The sequence below is a fragment of the Marinagarivorans cellulosilyticus genome (assembly GCF_021655555.1).
GTDB classification, from domain to species: Bacteria; Pseudomonadota; Gammaproteobacteria; order Pseudomonadales; family Cellvibrionaceae; genus Marinagarivorans; species Marinagarivorans cellulosilyticus.
In genome coordinates this window covers 651,376-663,785 of sequence record NZ_AP023086.1, presented here as the reverse complement: position 1 = coordinate 663,785, position 12,410 = coordinate 651,376, and the positions used below count along the sequence as shown (strand labels likewise).

Below are 12,410 nucleotides of genomic sequence, written 5' to 3'. Positions count from 1 at the left end.
AGGCAAAAATAGCTGGAACAGGCACTCGTTTTCGCACGGCCCGGCAAGTACTACAAGCACTAAAAGCAACGCAAGACGCTGACGATAAACCTACCGCAGCGCAGGAATCAAACCGCATGCGCATTCACGAAAAGACAGCATGGATGCTCCGCGCTACTCGCGTGCAAGTTCGCTGATACAACTAGCGAACTTGTCTTCAACCGTTGAGTCCTAGCCATAAGGCACAAGATTTAACGGTTGAAACATGGACGCAAACCCACTCACCACTCAAGGCATCAGCCTTCAAGCCAAATACCTTCTCGAGCGTGATAGCCACGTTACAGCCTCCAAAACGCTGCTAAACCTCAGCGCGCTAGCATCGGCACTGTGTTTGTTAATCGCTTTAACACAGTGGAAATTTGCCCCGCACATCAATTCAACACCGCCACCAGCCTTTAAAGTTCGCTTGGAGAACACGAACACGCAAAAAAACACCCTGCCCCCAAAAATAAATACACCACCATTACCCAAGCCTGCCGCCCAACAGGCCTTCAGTGGTCACTGCCTCACAGTTGCTATGGTCAAACGACAGAGTCAGACCGCATAGCCAACGGGCTCCAACAAGCTATGCAAGCCCGCTTCCCCAAAGAAAAGTCGCGCTAATCACACAGTAAATAAGCCACCAACGCCAAAACCCAAAATCGGTAGCCGCGCAACGATATGGCGAAATAAACCAAAATATAAAGGCAAAAAAAGAATACAAAAGCGTGCGCTAATGTATTCAGTTCTAGCAGGCAAGAACCTTGCTGTTACGCAATAAAATATAAATACCCCAAAAAACAACAGGAACAATTAAAAACTCTCATTAGGGGTTAAAACAACCATATAGGATAATTACGATAAACCCCTAAAAAATCTGGGCTAACCACCAATTAATGACAGCGTAAGCCAACAGCGCGGCTTAGTATCGTTTCGTTATTTAGCTTCAAGAACTTAATCATGCGCGCGAATTACAAGGGGTTCAGCCTAGTTCACAGTTTTCAAACTGCGCAAGGTACCGCATCACGCAATACCAATTTTTGTTTTGTATTATGACGCTCAGCCACTCAAACTAGCGATTATTAAAAAATAACATTCGCTAGCTATATATTCTAAGAATGATCAAAGTAACTCCGTATTGATAGGAGTTAGCAGCAACTGGGAGCGCACTATGACAATTAAGATAACGCGGAGGCTAGGCGTAGGAGTAAATCCAACGTCAAAGCCATTGAGTACATCAACCAAACTACTTGGCCTAGCTTTAAGCGCGGCCGTATTGGCCGCTTGTGATGGTGGGGGCGTTGGCAGCTCATCGAGCGAAGTTACCGAGTCCTCGGCGCCCGTTAGCTCTTCTTCAGTAGCTTCAAGCTCGTCAAGTACAGGCTCCAGTTTTGACGGTGACGCAGCGCTAGGGCAGACCAAGTTCGCCGCCCAATGTGCCGCTTGCCATACAGTCAATGACGACGGAACATTTGGCGCCAATGGCTTCTACTTTGAGGTAAATGCGTTTGCTTACCCTAGTACCACAAGCTATCAAAACTCGATTGAAGGCTTAACAGATTATATCTTCGACCGGATGCCCAAAATTATCGCAGAGCCAACTACCTGTACCGTTGACTGCGCCGACGATATCGCGGCATACCTTTGGGGGCTTCGTACCCCAACGGCTTCAAGCGAAGCCAGTAGTTCATCCGAACCAACGGCTGTAAGTACGCAATTTGGTGATTTCACGCCTAGCATTTCAGATGGCGCCGCTGCTTACGAGCAAATGTGCGTTAGCTGCCACGGTGATGAAGGTAAAGGCGATGGCCTTACGCAGCTACCGATTAAGCTCGACAACTACCCCACTAACGGCATTTTACATAGCTACATCGAAGCGAACATGCCGAAGAAAAGCAACACCACCGGCGGCCCAACCACTTGTGTTGGCCAATGTGCAGCCGACCTCACTGCACTTATGGATACATGGCGCGCCCCCGTTGTTGCAGCCTGTAACGCCGATAGCCCCGTTATTTATACCGAGCGCTCGCTCAAGCTATTAACCAGTAGCGAATACCGCAACTCTATTCAAGATTTATTCCCTAACGCGCAAGTGCCTAGTGAATACCTAGAGACACTACCCGATATTAAAATTGGCAAATTCCCCAACCACTTCGATGCCGTGGTAATTGGCGGTCGCGCACGCCAGTTTATGACAAACGCCGAAAACATTACCGATTGGGCACTTGAAAATGATCTTTTACCAGCGTGCGATGATGCCACGGCTTGCGCCAATACTTTCATCAACGATTTCGCTTACCGCGCTTTCCGTCGCCCACTGACAAATGGCCCAAGTACAGAAGAAAACGAAGTGGCGCAAATGCAAGAGTTGTTTGCACAGGCTCCCAACGCGCGTACTGGCTTGCGCTGGGCTGTCATCGCAACACTAACATCGCCTAACTTTTTGTACCGCTCTGAAATGGGTGTGAAAGTTTCTGAAGCACTCGCCAATGGCTGGAATACCGCAGGTGGCGCTGGCGCGGGTGATGCAGCCGACTACATTGCAGATGGCGCAGGCGTTACCGTAAACGGTGCCGACTTCGCCACCAAAGGTAGCGGTGAAGCCCTTCCAGGCTTTGGTTACAACATGTACACCAACGGCACCTCTAGCCAACAGTTTAGTTTCCCAGACCCTGCCCTACTAAGCGTTACTGTAAAAGCTAACGACATGGATATGGTATGGCCCGAAATGCAACTTAGCGTAGGCCAAACAGCCGTAGCCACCGAAATGGTCGCAAGCTATGACGAAGTCACTTATACCTACCTAATCACAGGACAAAGTGGCAATCAAAATGTATCGATTCAATTCGCCAATGACGGCGGCCGCGAACCTTACGGCACCCCCGGCAACGATATCGACCTGCATATTGGCGACGTGAATGTTGCGCCAGCTAAGCTTAAAGACACCGGTAATCAAGCAGATACCCGTACCGCGCTTGAGAAAGCCGACCCAGACGCTTATGTGCTAGATCCTTTTGAGTACGCCGCTGCTCTAAGCTATACCTTTACCGGTAGCACGCCTGACGCACAATTGATGGCCGCCGCTAAATCTGGCGCAATTAACGACCCTGCCGTTGTAGAGCAACACATCGAACGCTTACTGGCGAGCGATGGTGTAGAACGCCACATGAAAGAGTTTTCGGAAACGTGGATGCGTGTTGACCACATGTACGAGCCGGCCTTCTTACGCAATGGCAATAACTTCGACGAATCCATTCGTGACGCCATGATCGAAGAGCTTCGCACCACCTTCTGGAATGTATTCGATAACGAAGACGTGCCATTTAGCGAAATGTATAGCGCCGACTACGTATTTGCCAACAAAGCCTTAGCCGATTTTTATGGCTTAAACTTTAGCGGTGGCAATACCAACGAGTTCATCAAAATCAATACCACCGAGCGCGGCGGCTTACCCACAATGGGCGCCTTCTTAGTGAACTGGGCTCACCCAGACGAAACAGCGCCAATTTTGCGAGCGGTTAATGTGCGCGAACAAATGCTGTGTCACCACATAGATCCGCCACCACAAACCAATGTGGAACAACGCGAAGCATTAAAAGAAGCTGTAGATGCTCAACTTGCTGACGGCACCATGACAACACGTCGTTACTACGGCCTGATCACCGATGACAAAGACTGTAACTCATGCCACCAGCACGACATCAACCCACTGGGCTTTGGTTTAGAAGATTTTGACCAAACAGGTTTGCCACGCACAACCCAGATGGACTTAGGCAACCAAGGCCGAGTACTCGACATTGATAGCAGCGGCGTTTTGTTTGGCCCAGAAATCTTTAAAGACAACGGTACAGCCGTGGACTTCAACGGCGCTAAAGCGTTATCTAAAGCACTGGCCGAAACCGATGCAGTACAAGCGTGCTTGTCAGAAAAAGCCTTCCGCATGGCTGTTGGCCGTCCAAACAAGCCTACCTCGCGCGACCAGTTAACGGGCGAACGAGCGCTAACAGACGCCGAAATTCAAGACTATGCTTGCGCATCACAAACGCTTAACGATGCACTTAAACAATCTAACCAAAGCCCCAAAGCCATGCTAAAAACCTTGGGTACTTTGGATTTAATCCGCTTCCGTCGGTAACTCTTTAGAGTTCATCGAAGCGCAACCGACTAAGAGGAATAATTATGAAATTTGTAAAAAACAGCAAAGAGCGCGCACAAAATAGTGAGCGCCGCCGCTTTTTAGATATGATTACGCGCGCAGGGGTTTCTACTGCGCTATTAAAGGCATCTCCTTTTGCGGCCGGCATTTTTGCCAGCCGCCATGCAATGGCACAAGACAGCAACAAACGCGCTGTTTTTATGTACCTACCTAACGGCGCCCCCAACGGGCACTGGATGCCAAGCTCAGCCAGCAACATGAATACCGCCACGCGCCCTTACGGCGAGGCAAGCATTACTAAAGGCTCGCACCAAGGTAAAACCGCTGCCGACTTTTGTGAATTTCGCGAAGTGAATATGGGCAAGGGCGGCCACGGCAATACGCACAACTCAATGGCCGCTTACGCCGACCACACAAGCAATACGCTTGATACTACGCTCGCGAACGAGAACTTCCCCACCTCAATCTACAAAATTATTCGGGCCGGTGTTCAAGTGGGCGGTGGCCCTTCGTTTTGTAAGGAAGCAGGCCAGCAAGCTACGCACCCTAAAAGCAAGCCTCAAGACTTTTATAAAACCATCTTCAGCGGCACGCCGCCTACCGCCAATACCGATGATTCCTACAAGCGCGTAATGGAAATGAACCGCCTTGCTCTTAACAACCTGCAACGCAAGCTCGGGGTTGATGAGTACCAACGTTTTGAAACACATTTGGACTCGCTCAACGAAATTGAGCGCAGCCTAGATGCCGCCAATCAACCTATGGAGCTTGGCGAAGAATGTAAAACCCCGAGCATTTTTGACCCTTCCTCAGCGCACATCATCGATGAAGGCAAAGCTATCGGCGACATCCTTGTTGCTGCCCTAAAATGCGGGCTAACAAACGTAGCGACTGTGATGATCAGCGATGACCAAGCGGGTTGGTTGGCGGGCGAGCGCGGCTTGCCTTACGGTTTAACCAACATGGGGCTTAATCATCACAACTACTCACATAGTGGCAACGATACTAACACCGCCAATATGGTCGCACTACTCAGTGAAATCCCCGCTTACTTCATCAAACGCCTAGCCGAAGAAACCGGCCCAGATGGTTCGTCATTAATAGATACCACGGTATTTGTTCAGGTAACCGATATGGGCGACCCTAACCACGGCCTAGCAAGTGCACCATTTATTGCCGCATCCAATATGAGTGGCTTTGGTTACCGCACCGGTGGTGGCAGCCATGTCGACTTTATGGGCGGCCTACCTGCTCGCATGGGTTTGGCTGGCGATTTGTAAGCCCTAAAAACTGCTCAACCAAAGCCAAGGCCTTGCGCCTTGGCTTTTTTTTGCCCGTACAAAACGATCATGAAATATAAAACACCGTGCCATTTGGCCTACCACCATTCATTCGCTAAACTAGCGCCCTCTTGATAGCAGCCCAATAAGTGATCCCCATGAGTAGTACTCAGCGCCTCGATCTCCACTTACTAAAACCGCAAAAGCCACAGCGGCCTGGCGACAAAATCCAATGGGGCAATGCCAACGGCACTGCAGGCGTATTGGCCATAGCAGAATTAGCTTGCCAGCTAACCAGTAGCAGCGTTGTTATCGCGCAGAATATGGCAGAGGCCGATCGTCTAGAGCAAGATTTAGAGGAGCTATTAAAGGGTGTCCCCAATGCGCCGCAGCTAGTGCACTTTTCCGATTGGGAAACACTGCCCTACGACACCTTTTCACCGCACCAAGATATTATTTCAGCGCGCATGCGTACGCTCTACCAATTAGCGTTGGACGAGCGTTGCCTTATTGTTGTTACCGCCGCCACCCTTATGCAACGCATTGCACCGGCGAGCTATATTTTAGGCAATAGCTTGGTTGTCGCCAAAGGCGATACCTTACAACTGGAAAAGCTGCAAGCCAACTTGGTCGATGCAGGCTACAACAAGGTGGATTCTGTTTTTCAACACGGTGAATTTGCACTGCGCGGTGCGCTGATCGATATATTCCCAATGGGTAGTGATGACGCCTACAGAATCGAGCTTTTCGATGATGAAGTCGACACACTCCGCACCTTCGATCCAGAAAGCCAGCGCACTATCGAGCACGTCGAACGCATCGAATTATTGCCCGCCAAAGAATGCCCACTGGACACACACGCCATTAGCCGCTTTAAAAGCCAATGGCACGATGCCTTTGATGTGGACCATAGAGCCTGTCCAGTTTATCGCTCGGTCAATGATGGCCAATCGCCTGCAGGCGTCGAATATTATTTACCGTTATTTTTTGAAGAAACCGCCAGCCTGCTCGATTATCTGCCCAAAGATTCCACACTTTTTATTACCGGCGAGCTGGATGTCGCCATCGAGAATTTCTGGCGCGACGTGAATAATCGCTACAACAGCCGCAGTGGCGACCGCCTAAACCCAGTATTACCACCAGCGAAAGTCTGCTTACCCGTTAACGAGTTATACCTACAACTTAAACCCTTTAGCCGCGTTACATTAACTGATGCACGTCTTGAAGCGAAAGTTGGTCAAAGTAACCTGCGCGTATTGCCACTACCGCAGCTCTCCATTGACGATCGCGCGCAAGAACCCCTCAATGCATTACACAGTTTTTTATTAGATTTTAAAGGCCGCGTATTGTTTGGCGCCGAAACCAATGGCCGCCGCGAAATTTTGCTCGAGCAATTTAAAACAATTAGTCAAAACCCGATTGAAGTTGCCAATATCGCAACCTTTTTTAACAACGCCAGTAAAAGCGCTATTACCATTGGCAACTGGGAACGCGGTTTTATTTTAGAAGACCGCTCGCTAGCGGTTATTCCTGAGGCAGCCCTTTTTGGCCAACGCATAAAACAAGCGCGGCGCCGAAAGAAAAACGCCACCGATCAAGACGCCGTTATTAAAAATTTAACGGAATTAAAAATGGGCGCACCGGTTGTACATATTGACCACGGCGTTGGTCGGTACCGCGGTTTAGAAGCCATCGAAATTGACGGCAGTTGCGATGAATTTTTATTACTAGAATATGCTAACGAAGCCAAACTGTATGTGCCCGTAGGCAACCTACACGTTATTAGCCGTTACAGCGGCGGTGAAGAACACGCCCCGCTTCACCGTTTAGGCACTGATCAATGGCGCAATGCAAAACGCAAAGCCGCAGAGCAAATCCGCGACGTTGCAGCTGAACTGCTTGTGATTTACGCCAAGCGCCAAGCCCGTGCCGGCCATAAATTTGATAATCCTAAAGACGCATTGCGGCAATTTGCAGCCAGCTTCCCGTTTGAGGAAACACCTGACCAAGAGCAAGCCATTAACGCCGTGCGCTCTGACATGTTAAGCCCACAGCCAATGGACAGGCTTGTATGTGGTGATGTTGGCTTTGGTAAAACCGAAGTTGCTATGCGCGCGGCTTTTATTGCTGTGCAAAACAGCAAACAAGTCGCTATCTTGGTGCCGACGACATTGTTGGCGCAGCAACACTACGAAAACTTCAAAGACCGCTTCGCCGACTGGCCTGTTAATGTAGAGGTTTTGTCGCGCTTTAGAACAGGCAAACAAACCACAGAAACACAAAAGCGCATTACCGATGGCAAAGTGGATATTGTTATTGGGACACACAAATTACTCAGTAAGGATATGTCCTTTCCCAAATTGGGCTTATTAATTATTGATGAAGAGCACCGCTTTGGCGTGCGTCAAAAAGAAGCCATTAAAGCGCTGCGCGCTGAAGTCGACATACTAACGATGACAGCAACGCCAATCCCGCGAACCTTAAATATGGCCATGAATGGCATTCGCGACTTATCTATTATTGCTACGCCACCGGCAAAACGTTTATCGGTAAAAACCTTTGTACGCCAAAGCGACCCCAATATTATTAAAGAGGCGATTCTGCGTGAAATTTTACGCGGTGGCCAAGTGTATGTACTTCATAACGAGGTTAGCACCATCGAGAAGGTCGCACGGGATATTGCCGAGCTAGTACCAGAAGCCAAAGTCGACATCGGCCACGGCCAAATGCGCGAACGCGAACTAGAAGCCGTAATGAGCGACTTCTATCACAAGCGCTTTAACGTTCTAGTGTGCACCACCATTATCGAAACAGGTATTGATGTGCCTAACGCGAACACCATGATTATTGAGCGCGCCGATAAATTTGGTTTGGCGCAGCTACACCAACTTCGCGGGCGTGTTGGCCGATCCCACCACCAAGCTTATGCTTACCTGTTAACGCCGCCACCCAAAACACTCACCGCCGATGCTCAAAAACGCTTAGCCGCTATTGAAGAGGCGCAAGATTTAGGCGCGGGCTTCACATTGGCGTCTCACGATTTGGAAATTCGCGGCGCCGGCGAGCTACTTGGCGATGAGCAAAGTGGTCAGATCCAAGCTATTGGTTTTTCTTTGTATATGGATATGCTTGATCGCGCAGTAAAAGCCATACAAAACGGCGAAGAAATAGACATAGAAAAACCCGAGCAAAGTGGCTGCGAAATTAACTTGCGAATACCGGCGCTCATTCCCGACGATTATTTGCCGGATGTTAATAATCGCTTGATTCTCTATAAACGCATTGCCAGCATACAAAATTCTAGTGATAGCGATGACCTTCAAGTTGAAATGATCGACCGCTTCGGTTTATTGCCCGAGGCCGTGAAAAATTTATTTAGAATTACCACATTTAAATTACAAGCGCAAAAATTAGGCATCGTCAAAATAGAGGCCTCTAGCATTAGCGGAAAAATTGAGTTTGACGAAAAACCCAATGTGGACCCTATGACTATTATTCAAATGGTTCAAAGGCAACCGCAAAACTACCAACTCGATGGTGCCAACAAATTAAAGTTTATTGACGACATGCCCTCAGCAGCCGAACGCTTAGAGCGCGTACAAAAAATGCTTGATGCCCTAACCTAAGTAAAATAGCCAATGAAAATTGGCCCTACAATCGCACTTAGGCTACAGCTAGCAAACCGTGCGATGGCGAGAATAAAACATGAATACCATTTTGTATAAAATAATCACAGCAGCATTATTATTTAGCTTTATTGCACTTTCCGCCCGACACATAAGCGCCGAAGAGCCGCCGCAACCCTACCACATAGAAGTGGTTGTTTTTGAGCGTTTGGCAACAGCCTACGACGCCCCCGAATACTGGCGCAAAGATTTTGCTCTAGCTTATCCGCCCAATTACCGTCTAATTCAGCCGTACGAAAATACGCTGCCAAGCGATAACACGGATACTGCTGAAATTAACAATACCGAGCCTGCGCAACTATCAATGGATACAAAGCCAGCTGATGTCGAAGATGATTTAACGAGCATCAACATCAACGAACCGACACCGCCGCGCAGCGCACGAGCCCTTCCAGAACGCCCAGCAGAAACGTATAGCTTAAATGCACAGGCCAACAGCATTGACCGAAAAAGCCAAATGCGGGTGCTATTTCATAAGGCTTGGCAGCAAGCATTAATCGCGACAGAAAAAGCTCCCTTTGTTGTCTTAACCGGAGGAGAAGTGTTTGATGGCGTGCACGAGCTTGGCGGCACAATCCGATTAAGCGTACAAAAATTTATTCATGTCGACACGCAATTATGGTTAACGCAATTCGGCCCCAATTACGGCCAAGAATCTGAATGGCCAATCATTCCTCTTGCACCAACATCGTCAACGCCGCATCAAGAACAGCAAGATTTATTAATCCAATCAGATCAAGCGCCCGCTGAATATGGCATAAATCAAAGCGCAATGAACGCTATAACAAATACATCAACATTTAGCGGAACCGTATTTAGCCCTAGCAGTTTTAATAACCCCTTAAGACTTAATAATCGCTTAGACGTAGGGCAACAACGCCAATATTTAGCCAACGAAGTGATTGTGTTAGAGCAGTCTCGCCGTATGCGCAGCCAAGAATTACACTACATCGATCACCCTAGATTAGGCATTCTTATTAAGATAATTCCGCTGAGTTTCGAGGAAGCAGCCAAGCTTGCCCCTAATAGCGACGCTATTTAAATACGCTAAATTTCAGGCATAAAAAAACCGACATCTAAGTCGGTTTTTTTATGAAGCTTTATAAAGCATTACAAGCAGGCAACATCGTCCGCTTGCAGCCCCTTATCGCCTTCGAGCAATTCAAACTCCACCTCTTGGCCTTCTGCTAGAGAGCGGTAGCCTTCACCGCGGATGTTGCGGTAGTGCACAAAGATATCATCCGTTGCGTCGCCACGGGTGATAAAGCCATATCCACGGGCATTGTTAAACCATTTTACAGTGCCGGATTCGCGAGCTGACATGATAAGAACCTCTTACTTTATTATTTAAATCCCAAAAACTTCATTACAAAGAATGAACTCTGTCTCCTAAAGCTTTAGTACATTGCTCCAAAAGATGGGGCAAAAATAGGGGAATTTGATCTGAGTGTCTAGCCTATACACTGACTTTTTGTAGGCTTATATGCCAAAATGCAAATAAAAATCATAATTTGTGAACCCAGACCATTCATTATGAAACGGCTGACAAATAACTGTTCAAATTTACAGCAAACAATCGTTTGTTTTCTTTTTGCTCAGTCTTTACTCCAGCATTAGTTAACATGACCACAAAAACAAACGCATTTATGCGCCCATTTAACACCCTGCGACTATTTGACTATCCAATAAAAGCCCCTAAGATGCATGCTCTGTTTTGTAGACACAAACATATATAGAGAAACACTAAAACGCTTAAAGGATGTAGATTGTGTTAACCCGTGTAATAGCAGCCCTTGTTGCTAGCGTCGGCATTTGCGCCCCCGCTTTTGCAAGCCCATGGATCGAGCCTGGCGATACCCGCAGCAGGCACCATATCCAGTTTTTAGTAGACTCGGGCGCACTCAATATTCCATCCAATACTTGGCCTTTACCTTGGGCCAGCGTAAAGCAAGGAATGGAGCGCATAAAAGTAGCGCAGCTTTCACCGGCGCAAGCATGGTCACTCAGCTATTTAGAGCACGCTTTTGATAAAGCCAGTGCCAGCGCTTACACACAATCTCGTTCACACCTTGCAAGCAGCCAAGAAATTTTACAGGGCTTTGAAGCAAGCTCGCGCGAGGAAAAAGAATTACAAACAGGCCTTGTTTACACCGGCAATAATTTTGCGATGAAGCTCACAGCCACTTTTGTCGACGAACCCAGCGACGGTAAACGCGGGCGGGCCGATGGCAGCTATATGGCACTATTATTTGGCAATTGGGCTGCCGGCATTGGCGCGGTAGATCAGTGGTGGGGCCCTGGGTGGCACAGCAGTACTATTATTTCCACGAATGCACGCCCTGCTCCTGGGTTCTTTTTGCGCCGCAACCGCAGCGATGCCTTCGAAACACCATTATTGAACTGGCTAGGAGAATGGCAATTCACAACCTTTGCCAATGAAATACAAGGCGCCGCTTACGATGATGACAAGCCACTGCTGTGGGGCGCACGCGCCAGTGCTACACCGCTTCAAGGCCTAGAAGTTGGCATTGCCCGCACTATATTGTGGGCAGACAGCGTCGAATTAGAAGCCCTTGATAGCGCACAAACAGGCACGGGGCCCAACAACATAAACTACACAACAACCAGCCAGTCAGACCGCCACAAACAAACGCAATTAACCAGCTTGGACATTCGCTACGGCTTTAATATTGGCGCCAGCAATATTGCTGCATATGCACAAGCCACACAGGTGCAACAGCGCCAGCAAGAAAAAGGCACTGTCGCTATGGGCGGAATTGACGTCTCTGCTGGTTTATGGGGGGCTCACCACCGCTTAACATTAGAGGCAAGCAATAGTATTAGCGGTTTTTATGACGAGCCCAAATACAATACCAGCTACGAAACAAACGATTCTTACCTGCCAACGGATAATGCCAATTACCCATCGGGTTACCGCCACTACGACCGCAACATTGCCGTAAATAGTGATAATGACAGTGAAGTAATAAGCCTTGCCGGCCAGCACTATTTTAGTAACGGGCACGCAATAACGTGGCGCTATTCTCATGCCGACATTAATCGCGATGGCACAATAGCGCCCCCTTTAGGGGATAATGCATTTAGCATTACCCGCACCCAAGTGGATAATACCCAGTTACAATACCGCCTCCCTATAACGGCTAGACTGATGGCCGAAGTCGGTGCAAGCCATTTGAGTCAAGATATTACGATTAATAATGAAACCGTTAAATCCAGCCTGCACCTATCGTTGTTCCATCACTGGTAAAC

7 protein-coding genes are annotated in these 12,410 nt (G+C 48.4%); 6 read left to right on the top strand and 1 reads right to left on the bottom strand.

Features of this window, described 5'->3' with window-relative positions; genetic code table 11:
* The first annotated feature begins 244 nt into the window (after positions 1-244).
* The 5 genes from MARGE09_RS02510 to MARGE09_RS02490 all read left to right on the top strand — a co-directional run bounded on the left by MARGE09_RS02510 (position 245) and on the right by MARGE09_RS02490 (position 10,182).
* The gene (locus MARGE09_RS02510) at positions 245-586 is read left to right on the top strand and encodes a hypothetical protein (protein WP_236985785.1); all 342 of its coding nucleotides are present in this window, start codon (positions 245-247) and stop codon (positions 584-586) included.
* 603 nt (positions 587-1,189) lie between these two features.
* Entirely contained in the window at positions 1,190-4,153 is a 2,964-nt protein-coding gene (locus MARGE09_RS02505; RefSeq protein WP_236985784.1) for a DUF1592 domain-containing protein, read from the top strand.
* Positions 4,154-4,197: 44 nt separating this feature from the next.
* Positions 4,198-5,454 (top strand): DUF1552 domain-containing protein, encoded by a 1,257-nt coding sequence (locus tag MARGE09_RS02500; RefSeq protein WP_236985783.1) that lies wholly within the window; start codon positions 4,198-4,200, stop codon positions 5,452-5,454.
* Positions 5,455-5,612: 158 nt separating this feature from the next.
* Positions 5,613-9,080, top strand: a complete 3,468-nt coding sequence (gene mfd / locus MARGE09_RS02495; protein ID WP_236985782.1) for a transcription-repair coupling factor — start codon at positions 5,613-5,615, stop codon at positions 9,078-9,080.
* A gap of 79 nt (positions 9,081-9,159) precedes the next feature.
* Complete coding sequence (locus MARGE09_RS02490) at positions 9,160-10,182, top strand: CsiV family protein (RefSeq protein ID WP_236985781.1); 1,023 nt, start codon at positions 9,160-9,162, stop codon at positions 10,180-10,182.
* A gap of 68 nt (positions 10,183-10,250) precedes the next feature.
* On the opposite strand, the gene MARGE09_RS02485 is transcribed toward MARGE09_RS02490, so the two are convergent.
* Positions 10,251-10,463, bottom strand: a complete 213-nt coding sequence (locus MARGE09_RS02485) for a cold-shock protein (protein ID WP_236985780.1) — start codon at positions 10,461-10,463, stop codon at positions 10,251-10,253.
* Positions 10,464-10,908: 445 nt separating this feature from the next.
* On the opposite strand from MARGE09_RS02485, the gene MARGE09_RS02480 reads away from it, so the two are divergent.
* A complete protein-coding gene (locus tag MARGE09_RS02480; RefSeq protein WP_236985779.1) occupies positions 10,909-12,408 on the top strand; it encodes a capsule assembly Wzi family protein in 1,500 nt (499 codons plus the stop codon).
* Positions 12,409-12,410 lie beyond the last annotated feature (2 nt).

Coding starts and splice junctions, on each gene's coding strand:
- MARGE09_RS02500 (WP_236985783.1), top strand. CDS start 4,198: ATGAAATTTGTAAAAAACAGCAAAGAGCGCGCACAAAATAGTGAGCGC.
- MARGE09_RS02490 (WP_236985781.1), top strand. CDS start 9,160: ATGAATACCATTTTGTATAAAATAATCACAGCAGCATTATTATTTAGC.
- MARGE09_RS02510 (WP_236985785.1), top strand. CDS start 245: ATGGACGCAAACCCACTCACCACTCAAGGCATCAGCCTTCAAGCCAAA.
- MARGE09_RS02485 (WP_236985780.1), bottom strand. CDS start 10,463: ATGTCAGCTCGCGAATCCGGCACTGTAAAATGGTTTAACAATGCCCGT.
- mfd (WP_236985782.1), top strand. CDS start 5,613: ATGAGTAGTACTCAGCGCCTCGATCTCCACTTACTAAAACCGCAAAAG.
- MARGE09_RS02505 (WP_236985784.1), top strand. CDS start 1,190: ATGACAATTAAGATAACGCGGAGGCTAGGCGTAGGAGTAAATCCAACG.